Source organism: Acinetobacter sp. MYb10, from assembly GCF_002980175.2.
Classification (GTDB): domain Bacteria; phylum Pseudomonadota; class Gammaproteobacteria; order Pseudomonadales; family Moraxellaceae; genus Acinetobacter; species Acinetobacter guillouiae.
On the sequence record NZ_CP058272.1, the window covers coordinates 1,941,561 to 1,966,754 of the forward strand.

23 protein-coding genes are annotated in these 25,194 nt (G+C 36.6%); 9 read left to right on the top strand and 14 right to left on the bottom strand.

Annotation, left to right across the window (positions count from 1 at the left end; all coding sequences use genetic code 11):
• Positions 1–307 precede the first annotated feature (307 nt).
• Positions 308–1,795 carry a long-chain fatty acid transporter gene (locus tag CQZ96_RS09185; RefSeq protein ID WP_105713198.1) on the top strand — a complete coding sequence of 496 codons (1,488 nt, stop codon included), beginning with the start codon at positions 308–310 and terminating at the stop codon, positions 1,793–1,795.
• Positions 1,796–1,861: 66 nt separating this feature from the next.
• Here CQZ96_RS09185 and CQZ96_RS09190 read toward each other — a convergent pair whose 3' ends face one another.
• Positions 1,862–2,476 (bottom strand): carbonic anhydrase, encoded by a 615-nt coding sequence (locus CQZ96_RS09190; protein ID WP_004722639.1) that lies wholly within the window; start codon positions 2,474–2,476, stop codon positions 1,862–1,864.
• A gap of 323 nt (positions 2,477–2,799) precedes the next feature.
• Between CQZ96_RS09190 and CQZ96_RS09195 the strand changes: the two genes are divergently transcribed.
• Complete coding sequence (locus CQZ96_RS09195; protein WP_105713199.1) at positions 2,800–3,849, top strand: alpha/beta fold hydrolase; 1,050 nt, start codon at positions 2,800–2,802, stop codon at positions 3,847–3,849.
• Complete coding sequence (locus CQZ96_RS09200; protein WP_105713200.1) at positions 3,846–4,856, top strand: hypothetical protein; 1,011 nt, start codon at positions 3,846–3,848, stop codon at positions 4,854–4,856. The genes CQZ96_RS09195 and CQZ96_RS09200 overlap by 4 nt, the downstream gene beginning before the upstream one ends.
• Before the next feature lie 43 nt (positions 4,857–4,899).
• Here the strand turns inward: CQZ96_RS09200 and CQZ96_RS09205 are convergent, their stop codons facing one another.
• Both CQZ96_RS09205 and nfuA read right to left on the bottom strand, forming a co-directional pair.
• Positions 4,900–6,987, bottom strand: coding sequence for a TonB-dependent receptor domain-containing protein (locus tag CQZ96_RS09205; protein ID WP_105713201.1), 2,088 nt, complete (start codon positions 6,985–6,987; stop codon positions 4,900–4,902).
• Between the two features lie 301 nt (positions 6,988–7,288).
• Positions 7,289–7,927: a Fe-S biogenesis protein NfuA gene (gene nfuA / locus CQZ96_RS09210; RefSeq protein ID WP_105713202.1), complete on the bottom strand. Its 639-nt coding sequence runs from the start codon at positions 7,925–7,927 to the stop codon at positions 7,289–7,291.
• Between the two features lie 408 nt (positions 7,928–8,335).
• Between nfuA and CQZ96_RS09215 the strand changes: the two genes are divergently transcribed.
• The 5 genes from CQZ96_RS09215 (at position 8,336) to CQZ96_RS09235 (ending at position 13,170) form a co-directional block, all read left to right on the top strand.
• A complete protein-coding gene (locus tag CQZ96_RS09215) occupies positions 8,336–9,886 on the top strand; it encodes a hypothetical protein (protein WP_105713203.1) in 1,551 nt (516 codons plus the stop codon).
• Positions 9,887–10,155: 269 nt separating this feature from the next.
• Positions 10,156–10,944, top strand: a complete 789-nt coding sequence (locus tag CQZ96_RS09220; protein WP_004722651.1) for a crotonase/enoyl-CoA hydratase family protein — start codon at positions 10,156–10,158, stop codon at positions 10,942–10,944.
• A 49-nt stretch (positions 10,945–10,993) separates the two neighbouring features.
• On the top strand, positions 10,994–11,902 hold the full coding sequence (locus CQZ96_RS09225) for an alpha/beta fold hydrolase (RefSeq protein ID WP_105713204.1): 909 nt from the start codon (positions 10,994–10,996) through the stop codon (positions 11,900–11,902).
• 29 nt (positions 11,903–11,931) lie between these two features.
• A complete protein-coding gene (locus CQZ96_RS09230; protein WP_004722653.1) occupies positions 11,932–12,492 on the top strand; it encodes a TetR/AcrR family transcriptional regulator in 561 nt (186 codons plus the stop codon).
• 435 nt (positions 12,493–12,927) lie between these two features.
• Positions 12,928–13,170 carry a lysozyme inhibitor LprI family protein gene (locus tag CQZ96_RS09235; RefSeq protein ID WP_216076340.1) on the top strand — a complete coding sequence of 81 codons (243 nt, stop codon included), beginning with the start codon at positions 12,928–12,930 and terminating at the stop codon, positions 13,168–13,170.
• On the opposite strand, the gene CQZ96_RS09240 is transcribed toward CQZ96_RS09235, so the two are convergent.
• The 11 genes from CQZ96_RS09240 to CQZ96_RS09290 form a co-directional block, all read right to left on the bottom strand.
• A complete protein-coding gene (locus tag CQZ96_RS09240; RefSeq protein ID WP_105713205.1) occupies positions 13,164–13,748 on the bottom strand; it encodes a hypothetical protein in 585 nt (194 codons plus the stop codon). The two genes, CQZ96_RS09235 and CQZ96_RS09240, sit on opposite strands and share 7 nt — an antisense overlap.
• Positions 13,749–13,926: 178 nt before the next feature.
• Complete coding sequence (locus tag CQZ96_RS09245) at positions 13,927–14,553, bottom strand: hypothetical protein (protein ID WP_004722661.1); 627 nt, start codon at positions 14,551–14,553, stop codon at positions 13,927–13,929.
• Between the two features lie 140 nt (positions 14,554–14,693).
• Positions 14,694–15,611 carry an HARLDQ motif MBL-fold protein gene (locus CQZ96_RS09250; RefSeq protein WP_105713399.1) on the bottom strand — a complete coding sequence of 306 codons (918 nt, stop codon included), beginning with the start codon at positions 15,609–15,611 and terminating at the stop codon, positions 14,694–14,696.
• A gap of 139 nt (positions 15,612–15,750) precedes the next feature.
• Positions 15,751–16,878 carry an acyltransferase family protein gene (locus CQZ96_RS09255; protein ID WP_105713206.1) on the bottom strand — a complete coding sequence of 376 codons (1,128 nt, stop codon included), beginning with the start codon at positions 16,876–16,878 and terminating at the stop codon, positions 15,751–15,753.
• Positions 16,879–16,936: 58 nt separating this feature from the next.
• A complete protein-coding gene (gene pgaD / locus CQZ96_RS09260) occupies positions 16,937–17,350 on the bottom strand; it encodes a poly-beta-1,6-N-acetyl-D-glucosamine biosynthesis protein PgaD (protein WP_004722669.1) in 414 nt (137 codons plus the stop codon).
• 33 nt (positions 17,351–17,383) lie between these two features.
• Entirely contained in the window at positions 17,384–18,649 is a 1,266-nt protein-coding gene (pgaC, locus tag CQZ96_RS09265) for a poly-beta-1,6-N-acetyl-D-glucosamine synthase (RefSeq protein WP_004722670.1), read from the bottom strand.
• A gap of 8 nt (positions 18,650–18,657) precedes the next feature.
• On the bottom strand, positions 18,658–20,691 hold the full coding sequence (gene pgaB / locus CQZ96_RS09270; protein WP_105713207.1) for a poly-beta-1,6-N-acetyl-D-glucosamine N-deacetylase PgaB: 2,034 nt from the start codon (positions 20,689–20,691) through the stop codon (positions 18,658–18,660).
• A gap of 487 nt (positions 20,692–21,178) precedes the next feature.
• Positions 21,179–21,517, bottom strand: coding sequence for an FKBP-type peptidyl-prolyl cis-trans isomerase (locus CQZ96_RS09275; RefSeq protein ID WP_004722677.1), 339 nt, complete (start codon positions 21,515–21,517; stop codon positions 21,179–21,181).
• A gap of 217 nt (positions 21,518–21,734) precedes the next feature.
• Entirely contained in the window at positions 21,735–22,358 is a 624-nt protein-coding gene (locus CQZ96_RS09280; protein WP_105713208.1) for an MgtC/SapB family protein, read from the bottom strand.
• Between the two features lie 107 nt (positions 22,359–22,465).
• Positions 22,466–22,996: a YaeQ family protein gene (locus tag CQZ96_RS09285; RefSeq protein ID WP_004722682.1), complete on the bottom strand. Its 531-nt coding sequence runs from the start codon at positions 22,994–22,996 to the stop codon at positions 22,466–22,468.
• A 56-nt stretch (positions 22,997–23,052) separates the two neighbouring features.
• Entirely contained in the window at positions 23,053–24,066 is a 1,014-nt protein-coding gene (locus tag CQZ96_RS09290; protein ID WP_004722683.1) for a CobW family GTP-binding protein, read from the bottom strand.
• A 446-nt stretch (positions 24,067–24,512) separates the two neighbouring features.
• Between CQZ96_RS09290 and CQZ96_RS09295 the strand changes: the two genes are divergently transcribed.
• On the top strand, positions 24,513–24,740 hold the full coding sequence (locus CQZ96_RS09295; RefSeq protein WP_004722685.1) for a hypothetical protein: 228 nt from the start codon (positions 24,513–24,515) through the stop codon (positions 24,738–24,740).
• Positions 24,741–25,194: the final 454 nt, after the last annotated feature.

The following is a 25,194-nucleotide window of genomic DNA, read 5'->3' on the forward strand; positions in this document are numbered from 1 at the left end:
TATATTTTATGCAAGCCATCAATCACTAAAATATCTATATTTTATTATCTTCAGTTTGAATTTTTTCAATATCTCTATAAATAATCTCATCTTTATATTTTTTTCTGCATTCTCTCTCTGCAAACTAAACTACATAGTTCATTTTTTTTTCACTAATTCACACCCTAGAGTATTTACTCTTATTTTTTATATGTTATTTTGTAAATAGAAGTAACTTTGAGTTGTATATTTAAGTATCAAAATTATTTCTCATTCAAAACTTAAGTACTTCAAAGTATTCATTTTATTATATTAGGGAAAAATTAAAATGAAATTAAAACATTTATCAATCGCGATAATTGCTGCAAGTTTGCCAATGACTGGTGTTTTTGCCGCAGCAATGGATCGCTCAGGCCAATCAATTTCGGCATTCCTTCAACCTAATAATTATTTTGAAGCTGGTATTTCAGTTTTAGATCCAACTGTTGAAGGTCGGGAAGCTGGAGATACGCCTAAACCATATCGTGAAGTTAGTGATATGGGAGATGATTATTATTTTCCATCTGCTGCGATTAAATTACAACTGACTGATCAAGTTTCATTTGGTCTTTTATATGACAAACCATTTGGCGCAGATGCTGCATATTCAGGTGAAAATGCTTTCGTTTCATCTGATCACGATACTGTATTACCTCAGGATAGATTAACAGCACTTCGTGCAACTACAATTACAAAGAATGTAAATGAGCAAGTTGTTGCCCGAGCTACACAACAAGCAATTGCTGCAACAGGTTCCCCAACCCCCCCTCAAGCGGTAATTGATCAGATTGCAACACAAATTAGAGGAAATGCTGGTGCAATGGCTTTGATCACAACTGGTGTAACACAAGCTGTGGATCAAGGTATTGCAGGAGCGAATAGTACACTAGGTAAGGGCAACACCAAAGTTAAAGTAGACACCCAAAATATTTCAATGATTTTTGGTTTTCAACCGATTGCAAACTTAAACTTCTATGGTGGTGGTGTTTACCAAACCATTAAAGGGAATGTTAGTCTACGTGGGCAAGCATATAGTTTATATAATGGCTATGACGCAAACATCAAAGAGACTGGCGGTGTGGGTTGGTTAGCAGGTGCTGCATATCAGATTCCAGATATCGCATTAAAAGCATCGGTAACTTATCGTTCTGAAATCGATCATGATGTGAATATCAATGAATCGATCCCTACGCTTGGTGCATTAGCTTTACTCGGTGATACTGGAACTGCTGCGGCAAAAGCAATTGCTGCTGCCAATGGTAAAACGACAATTACGACACCACAGTCTGTTAACATCGATTTACAAACAGGAATCATGGCAAATACCATTGCTTTCGCAAACCTTCGTTGGGTCAATTGGAAAGATTTTTCAATCCAACCGTTAAAATTTGGTAAAGTTTCTCAAGCAATCGGTGGTCTAGTTAACCGTCCAAATGGATTTAACTTGGTTGAATATTCTGATGATCAATATACAGTGACTGCGGGTGTTGGCCGTAAAATTAATGACCTATGGTCAGGAACTGTTGCAGTAGGTTGGGACTCTGGTGCGGGTAACCCTGTTTCAACTTTAGGTCCAACAGAAGGTTATTGGAATCTAGGTTTAGGTGTTCAATATAGCCCTACACCTGCAACGTTCATCGCTGGTGGTGTTAAATACTTCTGGTTAGGTGATGCAAAAGCACAAACAGGTGCTCAAGCAGGTGGTGATACTTATGTTGCAGAGTTTAAAGATAACAATGCTATCGCTTATGGTTTAAAAATTGGTTATAGATTCTAAGAATCTATACTGATAAAAAAGATCCCACATAACAGTGGGATTTTTTTATGATGGAAATTTAAAGCATTAAAAATCGTAGAAGGAAACTTCACCCGTTTCCAAAGAATATTCAGCACCAACAACTTTTAATTTACCTTTGGCAATTAAGTTTTCTAATACGGCTGAACCATGGCGTAATTGATTGACTGAAGCAAAAACATTTGATTTCACGGCATGCATTGATAGCTTTTCTAAGTCATCTTTCAATTCAGTTTGCATTAGAATTTCAACTGAGGGACGAACACGGTTTACAATTGACATAAGATTTGCAGAAGGTGGTGTATTTGGATTCTTCAGCGCTTCAATCGTTGAATGAATCGCACCACAATGGCTATGCCCTAAAACAACAACCAATGGACAGCCAAAACTATCTGCGGCAAATTCCACACTGCCCACTTGTGACGGCGCGACAATATTACCTGCAACACGAATCACAAATAAATCACCGAAACCTTGGTCAAAAACCATTTCTGCTGGAACACGAGAGTCTGAACAACCTAAAATAATTGCAAATGGTTCTTGGCTGTCCATCATTTCAGATCGTTGCTGATGCGTCAAAAATTTAGTCAGATTGGTTTCACCATGTGCAAAACGTTCATTACCCTGTTTTAATCGTTCTAAAGCTTCTTGAGCAGTTAGCATGTCCTTTGTTCCATTGTGTGGAGAGTGTGATTATTTTAATGCCGCAAAATGTGAAAGTCACTGACTAAAAATAAACTCTGTTACAATTTTTGTTATGTAGGGGATATGGGGCTGAATTTCAAAAATACATAGACATAATTCACAGTTTAATTAAAATTATTTAACTAAAATACAAAATAATCTCTATATTAGTTGAGTTGGACACTGAAACTATGGCAAAAAACTTACAAATAAGACTTTCTCGGCAAATGTTGAAAAAATTATGATCATGAATAATATTTTTACTTTATATAATGCCTAGTCTTTTACTCGGAACCCTCTGCATGTCTGAACTGGCCCATAAAAAAATTCTTCATTTTTTAAACAGCATATTGTTAAGTTTGACTGCGATCGGTGTATTGTTTTTAGGTAGTCATAACCATGCAACTGCTGGCACACCAGAATATGTGGATTATTTAAAAATTGTACAAGAAGAACGTGCTTGGGCAGGATTAACGTCTAAAACATTGCGTGTGGGTGATGTTATTTGGTCTTATAGTGAAGGTGGTTCTAAAGATAAGCCAACAGTTTTACTGATTCATGGTTTAGCCAGCAGCCGTGATACATGGAACGATATTGCGCAGTCATTGACCCCATATTACCATGTGATTATTCCAGACTTGCCTTCAGCAGGAAGTACCCAAGTTCCAGCCAATTTTGATTTATCTGTACCGAATGTAACTGAGCAACTTAGACGTTTTATTGAAGCTGCACATATCCAGGATAATTTAAATATTGCAGGACATTCATTGGGGGGAACCATTGCAATGTTTTATGCATCACAATATCCATTTGATACGAAAAGCTTATTTTTAATGAGTACTGGGGGTATTTTTAAATCAACAAATACCAATTATTTAAGAAATCCGATCTATCTCAAACAATTATTAATCACACAAAAAGGTGATTTGGATTTTGTCATGAAAAAGGTGATGTTTAATCCCCCTTTTACTGCGCGTGTGATTAAAGATGAACAAGAAAAATTGTTCATTGCTAAATCTCAAGACACAGCCAAAATCATCAATCAAATTGACGCACTCAATCGACTCTACACCCCTTCAACCTTTACCACGATGTTAAAAAACATTGAAGCACCCACCATGATTCTTTGGGGTGAACAAGATCAGATTGTAAATGCGGATGTTGCAAATGAATTAAAATCGGTATTAAAACGCCCTGAAACACCAATTATCCTACAACGTGTTGGGCACATGCCATTACTTGAAGCACCCGAACGAGTTGCGGATTACTATTTAAGCTTTTTAAATAAAGTACAGCCTTTGCAAAACCCATTGTCTGATCAAACACATGGACAAATTGAGTTCAAAAAATGAAAAATCAACTTATTGAACAATTGATCGAAGCTCAACTTGGCTTTTTAGATCAAGAATTTTCACAGGCTGATACGATTAAAATTGAGTTTACTGAATTTTATCATTGGTTTAGAAAACAGCCTTTAAAAAAAATTTGGTCTTTTGCACAAATTCATGATTTATTGTCAAAGCAAATTTTAGCGACACCTGCAAATAACTTTCTCATTGAGCAAATCGCTGAACATATTCGTTTTGCCTTAATTCATCCAAGTAACGATGAAACGTTAATTGAAGATATTATTCCAGTCAGCACGATTGATAAAATTGCCCAATATGTCGCAAGTAAATCAGGTCATCGCCAAGCTTTGATCAAACGTGTTGTCAATAATCCAGCCTTTTCAAGCATGTTAACCCAATTGATCCATCACTCTATTCAAGACTATATTGATAATTCGGTCATGAATAAAAAAGTTCCTGGTGTGGGACGTTTTATGAAGATGGGGAAATCAGTTTTAGAATCGGTTACCGACACTAATTTAGATGATACGGTTAAGCATTATCTGCAAAAAAATATTATTAAAATTAGCCAGTTGAGTGAACAAGTTATTAACCAACAGTTTAATGACAATAAGCTTTATCATTTTCAAGCCAATTTGTGGCATAAAATTAAAAAAGTACCGATTGCTGTATTGCGTAATTATGTTGAAATTAACGACTTACCTAAAACTGTGGGTATGGGGTATGAGATATGGGAACATATTCGCCAAACAGATTATTTAAAGAAACAAGTACATGATGGCGTACTGACTTGGTATGTACGTAATGAAGAACGCCCTTTTGATTTAATTTTAAGTGATATCAATATTGATGAAGCGTTGATTCAAAATCAATTACAACAGTTACTTGAACCTGTTATTCAACAAATGGTTGCTTCTCAACACTTAAAGAGTCGTGCACGAATCTATCTGGAAAAATTTTATTATTCAGATGAAACGTTAAAGATTCTAAATATTGAAAAAGGCGCATAAAGCGCCTTTTTCTACTATTCATTTTAAAAAATAGGTTTATACATTAGAAATTAGCAATAAAACTGATGCCATAACGACGTCCATCTAATAATTGATCGCCATCTGCATTTTCTGCTCGTTCATCTAAAATATTGTAAACGCCAAATTTTCCTTTTAAATGTGGGGTAAATTTGTAATTAAACCCTACATCTAAAAACTCATAACCAGGATTGGGATTAGACATCGATGTACGACTTAAATAAGCTGAGGTTTCAGCACGATAATGTAATCTAGACCAAATATTTAAGGCATCGTTAATATTATGATCAACAGTAATATTAAACATATGTTCAGGCATTTCATTTAAAGGGCGTCCTTTAAATTCACCTGACTTAATTTTAGTATCACTAAACGTATAATTCGCTGTCAATGTTGTGTATTCAGTTAAATCTGCTTCAACAGTTGCCTCAATCCCTTTCAATTCAGCTTCATCTACGTTGATACGATCACTAATAAAGTAGAATGGCGTAGCACCTTCTGCACATTTCCAAGCAGCAACATTATTACGATTGGTCGTTGAGCCATCAGTATCTGTTTCACATGTCCGTACTTCAGTAATTTTATCTTTAAATTGAGTGATATATCCTGTTAAAGAAGCATTAAAATAATCATTTTTCCAATTAAACCCTAACTCTGAAGAAATACTTGTTTCTGGATCAAGATCTGGATTTGCTCGAATAATCCCTCGGCCTGTAGGTGTAGGTGAGCCACTACCACCAGTTACACTATAAAAACCTTCTGTAGCTGCACGAATATCTGGTTGTTTATAGCCTGTAGAAACACCACCTTTTACAGTAAAGTTATCATTTAGACTAAACACACCGTATAAGCGCGGTGAAACATTACCACCGTAATTTTCATCATGGTCATAACGTACGCCACCCGTTAAATCAAAGCGGTCTGTAATACTCCAAGTATCTTCTAAAAATGCAGCTGCTGACCAGCGTGTTAATTCACTAAACTCAGGAATATTGGGATTTCGGTTGGTCGCCTTATCATTTAAAGATTCGTCTTTATAGTAAGCACCGAATGACAATCTATGATCTGCTAAACTCCAATTCCATTGATTATTGAACGTCCATGTTTCGAGTTCAATTCCTTTCGTATCCAATGTCGTATTTTCACGATCAGGATTTCGGGAATTTTCATACTGTAAATAAGTTGAGCTTTCTAAATTGTCACTATATTTCCCATTATGGGTTAGAGAATAGACACTGCGGTAATTTCTTGAAAATGAATCAGCTGCATTGGCTGCTGGGGCAACCGTTTTACCTACTGTTGATTCAGCATCTTGTTTGACAAAATTTGCATCAAGTTGTAAGTCATGTTGATCATTGACTAAATAAGTGAAGCGTGTATTTAAGCTTTCACGCTCAACACCACGGAAGCCACCTTCATAACTGTCTTCATCACGTTTTTGTTTGTTTACACCAAGTTGTAAACCTAATTTATTGGCAATTAATGGTCCAGATAAATAAACCGATCCATTCTTTATATCACCAGAATTATTGTGATCTTGAATCACTGTACCTAATTCAACAGTTCCCGACCATTCATCAGTCACTTTTTTAGTAATTATGTTAATCACACCACCCATCGCTTCACTACCGTATAAAGTTGAAGCGGGTCCGCGAATAATTTCTATACGCTCAATTGCTGCCATAGGCGGCAAAATATTTTTTTCAAAACCATAGTCATCGCCATTTGGATTCACATCTTTTGAATACTGGCGTTTACCATCGATAAGAAATAACGTGTAATTTGAGCTCATTCCGCGAATACTAATACCCTGTGCAGAACCAGAACCAGAAACAACAACCCCTGGGGTATTGCGAAGTACATCCGTAATATCGCTATATTCACGTTTCTGTAATTCTTCTTTACTAATCACAGTTATAGATGCAGGTGCTTTTGTAAGATCTTGTTCATAACCCGCAGCTGAAACCACAATCGTTTGTAATTTCGCTAATTCAGGAGACTGAGATCTTTTATCACTAGAATTTTCTTGTGAATCTGCTGCATAGGCAGTACCCATCATAATAGTGACAATGGAGAGAGATAACGCAGATTGGATGATACGGTTAGTAGACATAAGGTATTCCAAAGAGGCTCAGCAATGAATAGACAATGAAGATTTAGATACAATGTGTAATAAAAACACCACAGCATTATAAACAATATTAATAACTATTCTCATTTTTATTAACCATTCGGTTAATATTTGGACATTTCTAGGCATATCTTTAAGTTTTTATTCTGTTTTTTAAGATTCATTTAAGCTTATTAAGATTTAAAAAATACAAAAGTTAAATTTAGCTATGCAATATCCATAAAAAAACCTCCGAAATTCGGAGGTTTTAAAGAACAGTCAAATATCTACATTGATATACAGATTATTTGAAATAAGCGCCTTCTGCTTGACTATGGTCAGTTTGATCGACCACACGCCCGAGTTCAGGAATATGCTCTTTAAGCGTAGTTTCTACACCTTGTTTTAACGTTACATCGATCGCAGAACAGCCTTGACAGCCACCACCGAATTTTAATACCGCAGTTAAACCATATTCTTCATCTTCAACCACTTCTACCAGTGCACAGTTTCCGCCATGCCCTGCCAATCCAGGATTGATCTCTGCCTGAAGAATATAAGTAATTCGCTCTTCCATAGACGCATCTGGACCAACACGTGGTACTTTCGAGTTAGGTGCACGGAAAGTAAGCTGCCCACCAAAACGGTCTTTGTTGTAATCAATTACAGCATCTTTCAGATATGGAATCGACGGTGTATCAATAAATGCAGGAAAATCAGGATAATCTTGTTTGTAATCTGTTGGAGCAATTTCATCAGGTGCACTGTATGCCATACAACATTCAGCACGTGGAGTACCTGGATTTTCAACAAATACACGAACGCCAATTCCTGGAGTATTTTGCTTCTCCAAAAGATCTTTTAAATACTCTTGCGCATTGGGAGTAATCAATAAATTTGGAATTTCTTCTGCAACCGCAGTATTGGTGTTCTCAGTCGACATAACTCTATCCTCAAGCTGAAGTCGGTATTTTAACTGAAGATGAGGCTGAATGAGTGAAAATCAACTAAAATTGTCGGAATTAACTTAAAAAGATGTAAAAAATATAATCTACGCAAATTTCAACATAACATATACACATAATAAATGGATATAAATCATACACAAATTGATATTTACTGCATTTTAGCTTACCAACAAATTGAGCTTTAAAACGCATAAAATGACACCAATGAAACTTTTTATAAATGAAATACTAAGCTTAATTTAAGACATTTTTAGCACTAATTTATTCAATTTATACGACCAATTTATCTAAATTTTGTCAGAAAATGCCACCCAAATATTGAATATGGCATGGATAATGTATACATCTGTATATTAATGATGAAATAAAACGAGATATTTTGCATGTCCAGTTCAATTGATGGTTTACAGTTTCCAGTTCATCCAAAGACTCAAAAAAGTAGCAGCTCGCAAGTCGGTAAAGAAATCATTGCAGAAGCACTTTCCTTGGTTGATCATCTCAGCGCACAACAAGCTTTAGATGAAAAAAACTGGCGTAAAAATTATCCAGTTTATTTTAAGGCATTGGTTGAACATGGCATTCGTTCAAGTCATAACGCCATCACTATTGCCAAACAAGGCTTACACAAAGCCCAACATAGCTTTGATTTCTTTAGAGATGGACAACGCTATTCTTTAAAAGATATTGGTACAGTTCCAGTACTAGACAAGATTCAAAGCGTTAGTTTTAAAGGTCATTCAGATGCTGAGGTGGAGTGGTTTGTACCCTATCACGGGCAAAAACTACAAGGCGAAGCGCTATATCAGCAAATTCAAAAGTGGCAAGATACTGGCATTATTGAAGCAAGTCATGCAGACGCACTGAGAAACGTGATTGCACATCCTGAATGGTTTGATTTATCGGATCGTACCTTAGTTTTATTTGGCGCAGCTTCAGAGGCAGGCCCATTAACATGGTTATCAAAATGGAAAGCCAATATTGTTGCCGTTGATCTACCCAATGAACGTGTTTGGGAGAGAATTCTTAAAATCATTGAAAATGGCAATGCCACACTGTACGCACCTAGTTTTCAAAAAATCCTCAATACCAATGATATTGACGAATTAAAAAGCAAACTTGGAGCAAATTTACTGACCCAAATTCCAGAAATTACACAATGGCTTTGTGATAATCCACACAAGTTAGATTTGGCCTCAATTGCTTATTTGGATGGTGAAAAACATGTGCGTGTGTCGATGGCAATGGACACGATTATGAGCCATGTCAGTGAACACAAGAATGATTCATCTCTGATGTATATGTGTACGCCTACAGATGTCTATGCTGTACCAGAAGAAGTGATTGAAGGTTCAAATAAAAAGTTCAAACATAGATCAAAATTTGAAACCGTATTCAGCAAAGGGATTGCAACCCTTTCCTTAAAGCAATTCTTTAAGCACCATGATCAACAATTGATTCGCTCTGACAATGGTAAATTCTATGGGATTGCTGATTGTCTGGTGGTTGAACAAGGCCCTAATTATGCATTGGCAAAACGTATTCAACAGTGGCGTGCAACTTTAGCACGACATCAAGGGCAACATGTCAGTATCAATATTGCACCATCCACGACGACACATTCGGTCACCAAGAATCCGTTGCTTAAAGCTGCGTTCAACGGTGCGAGTTTGTTTGATGTAGAAGCGTTCCGTCCTGAAACAACCAATTCAATTATGGCAGCGCTTTGGATTCATGACCTAAGAAATCCTAAGTCTGTTGCAAATCCTGAAACTGAGATGGGGCATCCATTAGAATTGATGATGGAAGGCGCCAATCATGGTGGTTTATGGCGTGTCGCCTATCTTGCTCGCACAGCCTTACCTTTTGCTGCAATTTATGGGTATGCGAGTGATAAATTACCGATGCAAAAACTTTTAACCAAGTTTAAAAAGTAACTCTTCAGGTTTAAATCCCTTTAAATTAAATGCCCAGTGATAAATTTAGCTGGGCATTTAAGTGTATGAGCAGTTTTTTATGTCTTGTTAAATTTCTTATAAAAAGTATAGGCACTCCCCCAAAGCGCCAAATAACATACATAATGCAGCAATCCTTTAACGCCTTAAATATGCTATACCAATGTAAACGGTTCAGTCATTCTAAAATGATTGACAGTTTTCTAACGATCGTTTAAAAACTTATAAAACAACCAATGAGAGAACAACAAATGTCAAATCTACAAGGAAAAGTCAGTCGTGAAATCCGTGGTCATATTTTTTTAATTGGCTTAGATCGTGCAGATAAACGCAATGCTTTTGATAGTCATATGATTCACGACCTATCACTGGCTTTAACTGAATATGAAAATAATCCACAACTACGCTGTGCGGTGGTCTTTGCACATGGCGATCATTTTACCGCAGGATTGGACTTGGTTGAATTACAACCAAAACTAGCCGATGGGGTATTTAATTTTAGCGATGATATTGTGAATCCTTGGGGAACTGTTGGGCGTCAAAGAACAAAACCATTGGTAACCGCGGTACAAGGCTATTGTTATACCGCTGGTATTGAATTGATGTTGAATTCTGACATCGTTGTTGCCAATGAAAATACTCAATTTACCCAAATTGAAGTACAGCGCGGTATCTTACCTTTTGGTGGTGCAACAGTACGTTTCGTCCAAGCTGCTGGCTGGGCAAAAGCCATGAAATATGTGTTAACTGGTGATTTATTTTATGCACAAACAGCCTATGAAATGAACTTAGTCACTGAGGTTGTTGAGGATAACCAACAGTTAACGCGTGCCATAGAGCTGGCTGAACGTATTGCCAATGCGGCACCACTTGCCGTCCAAGCGGCACTCCATTCGGCACATCAAGCCTTTTTACAAAGTCCTGAAGTCGCATTTGCAAACCTACAAAATCTACTTAGCCCTTTACTCGCCTCTGAAGATGCGCAAGAAGGTGTGAGAGCAATGATCGAACGTCGAGCACCACAGTTTAAAGGCAAGTAAACCAATCATAGCGATATACGGCGATAACCTAATAACTGTGGGAACAATCATGCAAAATTTAAAGTATTCAACTGAAATCAAACACTTGAATGGCAATAGTTTTACAAGCCAAGCCATCAGCTTTAAGGCATTGGATGGTTATGTACTGGCTGGCGTACTTTACACCCCAGTCAATACAATCAAAGCAAATCTTGTTATTTCCAGTGCAACAGGTGTCCCACAAGCATTTTATCGCCGCTTCTCTGAATATGCAGCACAATTGGGTTATCAGGTACTCACTTTTGATTATCGTGGCGTGGCCAAATCTGCGCCACGGCAATTAAAAGGTTTTAAAATGTCATATCTGGATTGGGGAAAATTAGATTTAGCAGGTGCAATTGACTACAGTTTTAAACAAGATACGCCCCTATTTTTAGTTGGACATTCTTACGGTGGACAAGCCTTAGGGTTAACACCGAATCACGACAAAGTAAGTGCAATGTATTGTTTTGGCACAGGTGCTGGCTGGCATGGCTATATGCCATTTAAAGAAAAAATTAAAGTTCAGGTAATTTGGAACATTATCTTTCCACCTATGGTGGCGATTACAGGTTACTTACCTTGGAGTAAACTCAATATGGGTGCAGATTTACCTAAAGGGGTCTACCAACAATGGCGTAGATGGTGCAAAAATCCCACTTACTTTTTTGCAGATCCTGAGCAACAAAATTTGCATGAACAATATGCCCAAATTAAAACGCCGATTTATGCAGTGGCCGCTTTAGATGATGATTGGGCATTGCCAAATTCTCGTTATGCTTTTATGCAACATTACAAAAATGCGCCCATGCACTTTATCAACATATCCGCAGACGAGTTTGGTTTAAAACAGATTGGACATATGGGCTATTTTCGTCAAGGTTCGGAGCCAATTTGGGATAAAATGTTAAATACTTTCGAAACATTCATCCACGATTAATTTTAACTCCATAAGCAGCAAGGTCATCTATGCGCCCACAAAAACTTAGGCCTGAACATATGTTAAATACCTGTGCTTTACAATTTAAAGCACATGGTTATGCTGGAACAAGTATGGAGATGTTGGCAAAAGCATGTGGACTCAGTAAAGCATCGTTTTATTATTATTATCCCAACAAACAAGCCTTATTGATGCAGATCTTAGCGCACACTCATCTTTATTTAAATCAATCGCTGTTTAAACTCGAAGATTTTGCTGTAGTGGATGCAAATCAACAATTTCAAATCATCCATGATAAAGCTGTTCATTTTTTTAGTTATGAAATAAAAGGCTGTTTAGTTGGGATACTGTCCTTAGAGGCAAGCCATATTTCTTTAGAAGTCTTGGAAAAAATCCGTGAAATTTTCCAAGATTGGCAAAATGCCTTGTATCAATTATTTCAACAAAAAATGGATCAAGCCGATGCACAAATTTTGGCAAAAATAAGTGTGGCCGATTATGAGGGTGCGATTTTAATGTATCGACTAAATAACGATCTGTTCTATTTAAATCAAGTCAAAGCGCGAATTTCTCAACAACTCTCCTTATAATACTCGACTGATTTGCAACTTCTTGGTGAAAATTAAATGATAAAAAAGATCAAATATAGTTTTTTAGCTTTGCTTTTTATGAGCCTATTCAATACAGCTTATGCACAATGCAATCAACAAGATCAACGACAAGCTTATCAATGTATGCAGCAGCAATTAAAAACAGATAAAGCGAAAATAATAGGGTCTGTTGACAATTCGTCTACGTTTGCGACTACGTGTGTTTTTTAGGCGATACTAGGCACGAAATATGAAATTTAGTCACTCTAAATGAATAGTTCGTAACGACGTAGCGGCAAAAAACACGCTAGTCCCGAAGGGTTGTGGCTAAAATTATCTCAGCCTACGTTATGAAACTTGAAAATATTCTCGTTATTCTCTTCGTTTCATGCCTTGCCTGCTCAATTTTAACCTACAACGCAAGCCGTTTATGAAATGCCAACAGACCCTGAGTTATATCAACGCATTTATCTGCAATACGATGATAACAACAAGTTATTACTGGAAAAATCACAAAAAGCTTGGCTCAATTATCGTGATGCTCAATGTAATGAACTCATGGGAAGTCTTACTTATGGGGCTTTGGGATTGGCATCAGGATTTGCACATTTAGATTGTGAAATCAATTCCACAACATTTCGACTAAAAGAATTAAGCAGTCTAATAGAAAATCAATAACGATCTTTAAATTCGGCTTTATGTTCTATGCCTTGATGATCAACATGCGCATAGAACACCCCATAACGTCCGACATAGTATTCAAGTGATTGTTCATGATAGCTCCAAAAAATAGACCATTCACCAAAATCAAAAGACCCGATCTGACTTTGTGTATTCATCGGCATCTTACTGAGTACGTCATGCTGAATATGCCCTGCTTGAGAAAAATCTTTGGTCTGTAAAGCTTGTTCAAAAAACAGTTGCGCCGCTGCATCAAATAACCGTTGGTCTTCATCAGTGATCGGCTTGGCGGGGGTATGTTGCTCCTCAAGTACGGTCGGCTGCTCTACTTGAACTGTAGAATTTAATGGTACTGTTGCTACTGTTGAACTCGCCTTTTGTCGCTCTTCTGCAATCATCTGTTTAATCAGCTTGGTTTTTTCGGGCAGTTCATGCTCTTCTTGAGGATTTTGAACCAATTGAGATAACGCTTGTCGTTGTTCTTCAAAAGCTGCATTAATTTTTTGTTTAGCAACCCACCGCCATAACACATATAGCGTGATCAAAAATAATAGGACAATGATAAATTTCAACATAGCGTAATCTCAAGCATATAATACGCCCCAGTTCAGACTCATGAGCTAAGTTTAAAGCTGAGTATTTTGATTGTTTTTTTAATAGTTTACCCAGTAAATTGTATAACTATCTCACTAGAGATACCCAGCTTAAACGTAACAATTGTTTTCTTTATACAGATAAACCAGATCTCTTATTTTAATTTTGTAATGCTTTTAGATCACCTGAAGCAAATACGATCCCTTTGCCTTGCACCTTTTTGAGTATTATCGGTTTTCCTATATTTTTATATATCGGCTGATCATCTTTAAGCGCTTTTAAAGCAATTTTTTGAATAAAAATCTGATCATTTTTACTATACAGCTTTACCCCACCTTCATCTGAGGCCATATAATGAACTTTCACATGATAGATATTTTGTAGATCTGGCATCCACACAATCACTAAATCACCGCCACGTTCATACATATTGTCAAACACAATCGTATCTGCATCCACTTGCTCAGATTTAACACCAACATAACCACTTGCATCCGCCAGTTGATCGACTAAATATAATGATTTTTTAGCACCCAACTGTATCCCATACGCTGAAAAATATTGCTCTCGATCTTGCTTTTTACGGATACAGGAATAGGTTTTTAATACGACTTTTGTCGAGCGTAATTGATAAGTTTGAGGTAAAAATATGTCTTCATCATCTTGATAACATTGTTTTGAAAGCTGCATTTGAATGTTCAATTGTTGAAATTCTTGTGCATATATAGATGACGTGATCACGACACTACAAATGAATAATAACTGTTTGATATATTGTATTTTCATTTCAATTTTCTATATTTTAGGATAAGTCGTTATCTGTTGTATATCATTTAAAAACAAATGATCAGTTTTATCTGAATTATAGCAATATTTAAAATAAAACATGCTATATAACGCATATAGCATGTTTTATTTTAAATTAATTATTGTAATGTTTTAAACTGCGCTAAGCGTTGTTGCTGCTGTAATTGTTGTTCAAATTCAACACTCCCCTTCGCTACATAATTTTGTAAACCCGTCTGATCAATAAATGCTTTTTTATCCCCCGCATTCAATTTAGCTAATTTCTGCTTCATATGGAAGCGATCCGCTTTATTGGCAAGGAAAATATCTGCATGGATTGCATCCAAAGTTTTAAATGTGTGTCGTATGTCTGAAACTAGATTTGGATAATTGTTATTGTTTAACAAATAATAACCGCCCGTAAATAAACTGTCAGCATAGATGACTTTATAGTTTTTAAAGTAATAACGGATATCTGTCGTCCAAGAGGTTGCACCTGGCAAATGGCCTGGCGTCGCATGTGCTGTAAAGATTTGACGACCGAGCTTTAATTGTTGCCCATCTTTGATAATGATATCTACAGCTACAGATGGAAAAGGCAATTGCTTAGCTAAAGCAAAATCAGTCACGCCGCCATTTTCTAGCATTTCGGCATTGGCAGCACTTGCGACCAATTGAGCACCACTCCATTGTTTTAATTTGGCAAAACCACCAGCTTGATCTAAACGCGCATGACTATTGAGTAGGTATTTTACATCTGTGATTTTAAAACCCAATTTTTCAATATTGGCTTTAATCTGCGCTGCCGATTGATCAATCCCACTATCAATTAAAACCAAACCATCACCTGTATCAAACAGCACCGAAGATAAATTTTCAGTACCGACATAATAAACATGATTAAAAATTTTAAAGGGCTCAATGGGCGTATTCCACGATTCAAACAAACTCATCGGCGGTGCATCGGTCAATGCTTGCTGAGCATTTAATGGTGCTGCTTGAGTATATTGAAAGCTCATTGCGATCAATGAAATAACAATGGATTTGAACAGATGCATATAAGCGATCCATGCTAAAAATGAGTCGCCCATACTTGATTAAATCACGATAATTATCAATTTTTTAATGCCTAAAAAACAACTCAGTACATCTTAAATTGTAAACAATATTTGCAAATTGTATGCGTGTTTTGAAGGACTAATTTAAAACCTTGTTGGCAATTTTATTACTGACCTTAATAGCCAACTGATCGACATAATCACTATAAAAATTCGCAGCAATCAGGGTGACTACAATCGCAGTTAACCCTGAGCAGATTACTGCGAGAGAATAACTCCAATGCCAACTTAAAAATAAGTTAAACAACGGAATACAGATTAAATACAGCATCATTAAATGTAATAGATAAATGGAAAAAGATAACTTTCCTAACCAGACTAAAATCGGGTGATCTAAGCCTTTAGACAATAATGGGCTCATCAAAACACTATAAACAATTAAAATTCCAGCGATGAAATTACTATAATCATAAGTATTCTCCCCTAAAATATGATGAACCCAGCTATAGGCTGCACTGGTATTATGTGCACCTGCTAAATATAGGCCAATCAATAACATAGGAATGGCTACAGCATTTGAAAGTGGTTTGGCATACAAATAAATATAGATACCAATAATAAAACTGGAAATCCCAAAGCTAAAGCCTTGCCCTCGCCAAAGAAATGCAAGACAAGGAATTAAAAGTGAGCCTAGCCAAAAAGCAATATGTTTATAATGGTACAAATAGAGTAGAAAAAATAATGCAAATGAACCCATAAGCTCAATCGTCATCGTCCATAACACCCAGTTTATATCACTTTCTGAGAATAAAAATGCGCCTATAGTTCCTTCATATAATGCATGTTTAAAACTAAAATCTTGTATCGCAAATGCATGTAACCAAGCACCCACATGACTACTATCAATATGGATGACTTTAAAGACCAACCAAATAATAATGCATGAAGTCAGTGCTGGAATCATTAAACGCGGATAGCGTTTAATCATCATATTTTTAATCTTTGCATGAAATTGTTGAGGACTTTTTAAGATCGCATAACTGAGCACAAAGCCACTTAAAACAAAAAATACAAAAACAGCAGCATCACCTGAGTAGAGAAAACCAAAAGGCAAATGATGTATGGCATACACCCAAGCCAAATCTGTTTTCTCATTAGGATCAAAATGATGTAAAAATGGAAAAAAACTCATTGCAAGATGAGAAAATACGACAGCTAAACAAGCTAGACCTCGAATACTTTCTGCCGAGTTTATTTTTGCGGACATCTATGTTTCCCTGTGAAAACAAAAGCCCCAACCTGTGGGACTTTTGCTGACTAAGCCATTAGTCAATATATGTGATGCGACCATCAGCATCATGATGAACTGTAGCGATTTTTTGCTGACGAGAATGTAGAAGTTCATCCACATTCAAATTGAAATGGTCAGCATATTCTTGTGTAGATTTAGCTTCTGCTTCCTTTTTGGTCTTCGCTGGAACAAAGTTACTCCATAACCACAAAGAAATCGCACAAGCAATCAACGCAAATAATCCGCTTTCTAGGGCTTTTGCAAAAGCATTAAAGAAGTAATGTACCAGTTGTGGTTTCTCAAGTGAAAGATATCCCACCAAGATGACAATAGGTCTCCAAAGCAACAACCAAAATGCCCACAGCATTGCCGTCATTGTCGTGGAGAAATAACGACGATGCCACGGTAACTGCTTACGTACATCAATAATCAAAGAGTTTGTTTTCATATTCATATCTCAAAACTTATTCTGACTAAAATGTTAGTCATCATGTCGCATACCACGATCGGGGCTGACCCACCGTGCCCTTTTACTTTCTCCACGTAAAAGAACTTTTGGGAATGCAACAATACTTGCCGTTACTGTAATCAACCAAAATACAAAGGGATACCAAATCATCCAATAGTAGTTTTTCACTAAACTCGATTCGTAACGACTATCCATCCACTTACTGATTGCGAACTGCAGTAAACAAGTTGTACCGAGTAAAATACCTGTTCCCATCGGTAATAATGGGGAGCTCATTGCTGGGAAGCCTGCATACGGTAGCAGCAAGTGCAAGATCCAGAAAATCACCATAATCAGCATTAAATATGACCAGACTAAGGTGAGGATCAACTCAATAATCAAGGGCCATAGAAAATTCAGTTTCGGTTTAAATAATACATCAAAATTCTTAATTAAAACTTGCGCGCCACCCATGGCCCAACGTAAGCGTTGTTTCCATAGACCATCAAAGGTTTCTGGCATTAAAATCCAAACCAAGGCATTCGGTTCAAACTTTACATCCCAACCCGCACGATGCAATTTCCAAGTAATATCAATATCTTCAGTTAACATGTTTGGTGACCAATAGCCCACCTCATGTACAGCACTTTTACGAAAAGCAGTAATCACACCAGAAACTGTAAATAAACGACCAAAAGTACGTTGTGCACGTTTAATCATACCGACAATTGAAGAAAATTCACCAACTTGAATCCGTCCCAGTAAAGTCGAACGAGTACGAATACGTGGATTACCTGTCACAGCCGCAACTGTAGGATTATTGAGAAAATGACGAATCATCCACTGTGCAGCATATGGATCAAGTAACGCATCACCGTCAATACCAATTAAAAACTCAGCATCGGTAAGCAAACTACCCGCTTGTAATGCCATGGCTTTACCTTGGTTTTCAGCCAAATGTACGACGCGAAGCTTGTCATACTTCAATGCCAACGCATTTAAGATTTCTGCTGTATTGTCAGAACTCCCATCATTAATCGCAATGACTTCAAAGTTTGGATAATTCAACTTCAATGCATGACTAATGGTCTCATCCGCATTGTCTTGTTCGTTAAAACACGGCACAAGCACAGCAACTAAAGGATATTCTTCCAATGTTGGCGGTTGAGTATATGGTGGCTCTTTACGTTCTTTCCAATAGAAAATTAAAGCGCCTATCATCCATAGATACGACATAAATAATGGATAATAGAAGATAAAGTTTAATACGGATTGCCACAGGTGTTGAAATGCACTCATATCAGACCTTAAGGAACCAATCGTTGTGGTTTAGAATCAAATACTTTACGCATTTCTGCAGTATTTGGATGATCTTCAATTGGATCATCTGGGTAATAACCCACATGCATCACACCTTGTTGATACAAAGACTGAATCGTTTGAGCAATTTCCGAGGTTGGAATCTTTTGATTATTACGCCAGTTCACTGCTTGTAATTCAAAAATCGTCTTTTTAATCCCATTCGGTTGTTTCTTCACGTTTTGCACTAAATCTTTATAAAACTTAGTTGCATCTGGCGCCTGTTCCATATAAGGCATTGCCATAATTGCAGTAAAGTCATAATTTTTAATCGATTGTTCTAAAGACTGGGCATACCAGTTTTCCGAATATGCTGAAAGTGCAACTTGAGCATATAAGTTACGTGCAGTCAGTAAGAACGGTTGGTAATAACGTGCCTTTTGCGCCAAATCCATTGCAAAGTTATCAATGGTCTTGGTTTTAAAATCAGTCCATTTTTGCAGTTTTGCATCATCATTACGGATTTCTTCTAAATCGGCTGGTAAACCAATTTGTTGATAAGCTTTGATGGCTTCTGGACTGGCATCTTCATAATCTGAAAGTGTTGCATCATCATGGAACAAGATGCCATCAAATGTCGTGGATTTCGCTAAATCTTGATATAAGCCTTCAATTACTTTACGTGCTTCTGGTGAATATGGGCTTAAACGATGATATCCCATATTTAAATGATCACTGTCTTTGGCTTGCTGAGTCACCACCACATCTTTAGATGCAGGATTTGAAGCGGGTAAGTCCCAAGCCAATAACGGCATCCAGGCATATAAACGACTGACCTGAGTACGCGTTTGAATCTGCCATGCAACACGATTGAATAAATCTGCACGCATTGGAAGAGTACGATTTGGGAAATACACCATATCAGCAGAACCATTGGCATCAGGATCAGCAAATGCCTGTAGAAATACCGTGGTTACATTCATTTCACGAATACGGTCTAATAGGTGACCTAAATTTTTCTCTTGCTGCGCTTCATCTGGATCATAAATATAATCTAAATCCACATGCATAACTTTTTGTGGGCGGTTATTGTCAGTAAAATTCATCTGACGACTTTGGATTTCTTGTGCCAAAGAATCCGTAGTCATATTCCCTTCAACAAGAATACGGTTCAAATGACCTAAAGATTTTTCAATATGGTCTGGACCATCATCTAAGCTAATCGTAATAGGCATACCCACTTTTTTAGCCAAAGCAACCGCTTCCATATTATAACGACCATATGGCCACACCATCACACGTGGTGCTTTTAAACCATGTGATTGCAATACTTTATTATTCTTTTTCAAATCACTAAAAATACGATCTGCATAGGCTTTGTCAGATTCATAGGTTTTACTTTTTGGATCGTATTGGCGTGTGACAGCAGCTGGCTCAGAGTTTCCCTGAGGATTGCCTAAAATACCACGATGTAAATTATAACTGTGGCTACCAATTTCAACATAGCCACTCTTTTGCATGGTTTTAAGTTCATCCCACGTCAAAAGTTTTTTACGTGCTAATTTTTCATCACCAAATTGAACCATTTCATTGGCTTTGGGTTCTAACCATGAGCCAACGACAGCGAGTACAACAGGAATTTTACGTTGTTTAATGACCGGATATGCATATTGATAAAAAGATTGATAACCATCATCTACAGTCAACAATACCGGTTTAGTAGGCAGTTTATATTTACCTTCATTGGCTTTAATAATTTGATCTACATTGACAAAATTATAGCCGTTTTTTTGTAGCCAATCTAAATGCAGCTCAAACTGTTTCGTGGTCACGGCATAATCTGGAATCACTGCATCATGATTAGGCGTAATTTCATGATAACCAATAATTGTCAGCGTATTTAAATCAATTTTAGGTAATTCATGCTCGATTGGAGTTTCAGTAGCAACTTGGTCTACTTCTGCCATTGCACTATTATAAAAGGAAGAAAACAATAGTGTTACGCATATCATCGCTGAAGGAGAAAAGTAACGGCTTAGCATATATTTAAATACTCGATCATCATTGTTTTAAATCTGAATTCGTCCGTAGTACATCAATATTGAAATACTAAAATCCTTTTTCAAGACGAATTGAGCCAGAGGTTTTACAACGATGATTTAAAAGAATAAAACTGAAACGAACCTTAAAAATAACTCTGAGCAGAATTATTTATTTGTGACATTTAAACACTTTTAAGACAAAAGTATTGTAGATGATTGTTAAGTATCGAGCAAATAATAAACAAAAAATTAAATCTATTGTGTTTAAAATCACACTATTAGCTCAAAAATAGCCATTTAAATTAAGATTTGGATTATATTTTTATCGCATTGAAATATGCAGAAATGAAGAAGACTTACTCAACATTTTTAGCGCAACATAGTGTAGTCGATAGATGATTCATCAAGCATAAAAAAATAGAGATCAATTGACCTCTATTTTTGCATTCAATGCTGATGGCTAAATTAGCCCAAACATTTAGTGAATTTAATCACGTGTTTTGACATCAAAAAGTTCAATTTCAAAAATCAGATTAGAATTTGCTGGAATGATTTTGCCCATTTTACGCTCACCATAAGCCAAGTGTGCAGGAACGATCAATTTACGTTTACCCCCCACTTTCATCCCCATAATGCCTTGATCCCAACCTTTAATTACACGGCCTGTTCCAATCACTGTTTCAAAGTAATTGCCACGATCAATTGACGAATCAAACTTAGTTCCATCTTCCAGCCAGCCAGTATAATGAGTTGTAATCAAAGCACCTTTTACCGCTTCTTTACCCTCACCAACTTTTAAATCGATAATTTCTAATTCATTTGACATACATTATTCCTATTCATCATTCGGGTTTGTGCAAAGCTTTACACATCACTGTCTTTTGTTCAGTACAATATTCAGCATAACTTTTACAAAAACGTTGATAATCTTGCTCAACCTGTTGGGCGTAATTATACGTGTATTTCAACAATTGCGTTTTCCAAAGTTCCGCTTGTTGTGCAAAATTGATTAATTCATCTACATTTAAAAAGCGTTTTTTATTTTAAAAACTTAACTCTATAATCTCTTGATCTAAAAGCAAATAATTGATGAGTTTTTTATGATTTTGTGCAGACCCAATTAAAACCCAGCGCCCAACAATCTGTTTTTCAGTTTTATTTTGTACGCCACGTAAAATTTTCATATTGTATTGCTTAAACAATTCTTCGTATTTATCTAAGGTCTCTTGCTGATAATCACATAAAATCCTGTAATTACGAGCTTGATGAATCGCTTCAATTTTTTCTTGAAAATAGACGAGAAATACTAATACAACCAGTACCAGTATCGTTCCAACAAATGCTAAATATTCATAACCAGCACCAGCGGCCATACCTAATGCAGCCACCATCCAAATCGTTGTTGCAGTGGTAATACCTGAAATTCGGTTGTCATCTTTAAAAATAACCCCAGCACCTAAAAACCCCAAACCAGTCAGAATATTTGCTGCCAAACGATCAGGATTTTGTACCCCAATTTTGATCGAAAGTATGGTGAATAAGCAGGATGCTAAACTCACCATAATCATGGTGCGTAACCCTGCTGACTTACTGCGATACTCACGCTCTGCACCAATAATCGCACCAATCGCCAAAGCCATCAGTAAGTGGTAGATGTCATTATTCATTGATTTTCTACATAACTATTTTTATCACTCTAGGTATACGAAATTTAAGCAAAAAAAAGCAAGCGATTCGCTTGCTTTTCTTGTCAATTTTTATTGGACAACAATGCTTATTGTAACTGTGTCCATTCAATCACAGCTTGAGCATCATCACCAATTAAAGTCCACTCACCATCCATAACATTCAATTGCAATTGCATTGTGCGTTGACATAAAGCTTGAATTGCAGTTGTCGTCGCCTCAGACAACTGCCATACCTGAACATTTGATAATGTTTTGAGTTTAGAACTTCTTTTATACCATTCTGCAACGGCTGAACCATAGGCGATGACAGCCACTTCTTTACAACGCGCTGCCGCTTTTTTAACTTTGTCTTCGTCAGGCAAACCAACTTCAATCCATTTAATCAACTGTCCGGTTAAATCCTTTTCCCATAAAGCAGGTTCATCAGTTTCAAATAAATCTTTGGTAAATTCCAAACGTTCATCTGCAAAACGAGCATATGCCAATACACGCACCATTAAGCGTTCAATCGTTTCAGATGGATGTAATGCCATCGTGAATTGATAATCACCATATTGATGCACATCCATATTGGCAATATTGAGATCAGCCTTATAAATTGTTGCTTTTAATGCCATGAAAGTTCCAAAAAGTTCTTAAATATGGCGCACAGTCTATAAGATTTTCAAAAGGATTACTGCGTTTTTTCCGCCTGATCAATTCGACAATTCAACAAAGCTGTTTCTAAACTTTCCCAATCACGATTGTGCTGGCTAATGAGTTCAATCCGATTATCCAAGCTTTCTTCACCCGATTTATAATTCAAATTTTCTGGATTAAAATTAAATGTCATCCAACCTTGATTGGTATTGAATATCCCTTTGATCCGTAACCAGTCTTTTTGCTCACACAAGACATCTAACAAGTCATAAAAATCGAATTGCCAACGCTTTGAAAACTTCCAACCAGCAACAGTATATCCATTAGCCGTTTCAACATAGTGATAAGGCAATTGTTTAACCACAGGCAGTACTTCATCGGGGTTAAATTGCTTTTGCACTTGGATCAACGGTACAACTTTTCTCTCAATCCCTTGATGTGTTACATCCAGCTGTTGAATATCAAGATTGCCCTGCTCTGCCAATACCCAAGTTTGAATATAGGCAAAATAATCATTTTTAAACTGGTTTAATACCTCATGATCAGACGCAGACATACTATCTGCATGTGAAACCACAACAATTTGTGCAGCTTTTAATTGATCTTGATAAAGCTCTTGATTCACCCATTCAGAATCATGTAAGCGACTCCCATCGATTACTGTCACCAATGCACGCATATCAATTTGCGCTTGCCATTGCGGTTCAGTCAATTGTGCCAAAAGTTGAGCGGGATGACCTAAGCCTGTGGGTTCTATAAATAGTCGATCGGGTTGTTTATCATAAATCAATCGAGACAAGGCAATTTGCATAGGCAATTGTCCTGCACAACATAAACAACCACCGAGTAACTCTTTTACTTCATAGCCTGAGTCTTGTGGTAATAATTGTTGATCTACACCAATTTGTCCAAACTCATTCATCAGCACCGCCCAAGTTTCATTTTCTGGCTTCTGTTGAAGCAAATGCTGTAATAAGGTGGTCTTTCCAGCCCCTAAAAATCCAGAAATAATATGAGTTTTAACTGTTTTTTGGCTTAAAATCTTCAAAGGATCGACTCAGCATATTAAATAAAAGAAATTGATAGTTATCGCGACGCTTCTTATTATTACTGAAAATGTGCCACTAGTTTCAGGTTTTAAATCTATTTTTTAAATTAAAATTACAAAAACAATCCAAAACTCCAATATACCATTCATAAAGATTGCATCGTGAATGTTAATTGTAAGTAACAGCATCGTGTATTTTTTAATCAACTTTTCATATTTACATACATTTTTACCTATTGGTAAAAGTCAATGAGTCACAAAAAAACAACATAATACAATGATTTGTTTTAAACATGTAAACCTGTCTGTTACGCTTTGTTGCTTAGGTTGCCCATTTTTTCATCTGCACTTAGCATGACACTACTCCCTGTGATCAGCAACGCATTTAACAACTGACGCTCTCACAGGTCGTTATACGATCAATTCAATGAATTAAGGATGCCAAAATGAAACTCGTTAAAACACTTTTAGCTACTACACTTGCTTTCACTGCTTTCTCAACTTTTGCTGCTACTGATACAGCTGCAACTGAAGCTGAACAAGTTGTTGTATCAACTCAAGAACAACCAGCTGCAGCTGAAGATACTCAAGCTGCTGGTCAACCTACAGCTCAACCTGCGACTGAAAGCGCTGCTGAAGCTCCAGCGACTTCTGCTCCTCAAGCAGGTCAATAAGATTTAACACTCCTCCCGAGTTAGCAATTAGGTTGTCTGAAAAGACGATCTGAATAAAAAGACTAGATCATGCTGCGATTTAGTCTTTTTATTTTTTCTAGAACCATTAAAATTTTTTAAAATAGCTTGTGAGTTGTATATCTCAATAAAAAATATTCAGCAATTTTTAGCTTATTCATCATACTGATTAAAATGTTCATGCTCTAAATAAGCGCTCGAAAAACGACCAATAAATTTACCAGTTTTTTGTAGATCACTTTTCGGTTTCCAAAACCATTTTCAATAACCCAATCATACACAGAAATATCAAGCGGATATTGCGTCAAAATACACTTAAGCTGATGATCAAAAAATGTATTTCTCAGCAGCTACTTTATGTTTAAAACAACCGATAATATTTCAATTTTCACTATTCTGAATCATCCAGATAAATTTAAAATCCAATTTTTAAACC

What these genes read in the sequence shown, in the direction of transcription:
- CQZ96_RS09185 (WP_105713198.1), top strand. Translation starts at nt 308, where the DNA reads ATGAAATTAAAACATTTATCAATCGCGATAATTGCTGCAAGTTTGCCA.
- CQZ96_RS09190 (WP_004722639.1), bottom strand. Translation starts at nt 2,476, where the DNA reads ATGCTAACTGCTCAAGAAGCTTTAGAACGATTAAAACAGGGTAATGAA.
- CQZ96_RS09195 (WP_105713199.1), top strand. Translation starts at nt 2,800, where the DNA reads ATGTCTGAACTGGCCCATAAAAAAATTCTTCATTTTTTAAACAGCATA.
- CQZ96_RS09200 (WP_105713200.1), top strand. Translation starts at nt 3,846, where the DNA reads ATGAAAAATCAACTTATTGAACAATTGATCGAAGCTCAACTTGGCTTT.
- CQZ96_RS09205 (WP_105713201.1), bottom strand. Translation starts at nt 6,987, where the DNA reads ATGTCTACTAACCGTATCATCCAATCTGCGTTATCTCTCTCCATTGTC.
- nfuA (WP_105713202.1), bottom strand. Translation starts at nt 7,927, where the DNA reads ATGTCGACTGAGAACACCAATACTGCGGTTGCAGAAGAAATTCCAAAT.
- CQZ96_RS09215 (WP_105713203.1), top strand. Translation starts at nt 8,336, where the DNA reads ATGTCCAGTTCAATTGATGGTTTACAGTTTCCAGTTCATCCAAAGACT.
- CQZ96_RS09220 (WP_004722651.1), top strand. Translation starts at nt 10,156, where the DNA reads ATGTCAAATCTACAAGGAAAAGTCAGTCGTGAAATCCGTGGTCATATT.
- CQZ96_RS09225 (WP_105713204.1), top strand. Translation starts at nt 10,994, where the DNA reads ATGCAAAATTTAAAGTATTCAACTGAAATCAAACACTTGAATGGCAAT.
- CQZ96_RS09230 (WP_004722653.1), top strand. Translation starts at nt 11,932, where the DNA reads ATGCGCCCACAAAAACTTAGGCCTGAACATATGTTAAATACCTGTGCT.
- CQZ96_RS09235 (WP_216076340.1), top strand. Translation starts at nt 12,928, where the DNA reads ATGCCAACAGACCCTGAGTTATATCAACGCATTTATCTGCAATACGAT.
- CQZ96_RS09240 (WP_105713205.1), bottom strand. Translation starts at nt 13,748, where the DNA reads ATGTTGAAATTTATCATTGTCCTATTATTTTTGATCACGCTATATGTG.
- CQZ96_RS09245 (WP_004722661.1), bottom strand. Translation starts at nt 14,553, where the DNA reads ATGAAAATACAATATATCAAACAGTTATTATTCATTTGTAGTGTCGTG.
- CQZ96_RS09250 (WP_105713399.1), bottom strand. Translation starts at nt 15,611, where the DNA reads ATGCATCTGTTCAAATCCATTGTTATTTCATTGATCGCAATGAGCTTT.
- CQZ96_RS09255 (WP_105713206.1), bottom strand. Translation starts at nt 16,878, where the DNA reads ATGTCCGCAAAAATAAACTCGGCAGAAAGTATTCGAGGTCTAGCTTGT.
- pgaD (WP_004722669.1), bottom strand. Translation starts at nt 17,350, where the DNA reads ATGAAAACAAACTCTTTGATTATTGATGTACGTAAGCAGTTACCGTGG.
- pgaC (WP_004722670.1), bottom strand. Translation starts at nt 18,649, where the DNA reads ATGAGTGCATTTCAACACCTGTGGCAATCCGTATTAAACTTTATCTTC.
- pgaB (WP_105713207.1), bottom strand. Translation starts at nt 20,691, where the DNA reads ATGCTAAGCCGTTACTTTTCTCCTTCAGCGATGATATGCGTAACACTA.
- CQZ96_RS09275 (WP_004722677.1), bottom strand. Translation starts at nt 21,517, where the DNA reads ATGTCAAATGAATTAGAAATTATCGATTTAAAAGTTGGTGAGGGTAAA.
- CQZ96_RS09280 (WP_105713208.1), bottom strand. Translation starts at nt 22,358, where the DNA reads ATGAATAATGACATCTACCACTTACTGATGGCTTTGGCGATTGGTGCG.
- CQZ96_RS09285 (WP_004722682.1), bottom strand. Translation starts at nt 22,996, where the DNA reads ATGGCATTAAAAGCAACAATTTATAAGGCTGATCTCAATATTGCCAAT.
- CQZ96_RS09295 (WP_004722685.1), top strand. Translation starts at nt 24,513, where the DNA reads ATGAAACTCGTTAAAACACTTTTAGCTACTACACTTGCTTTCACTGCT.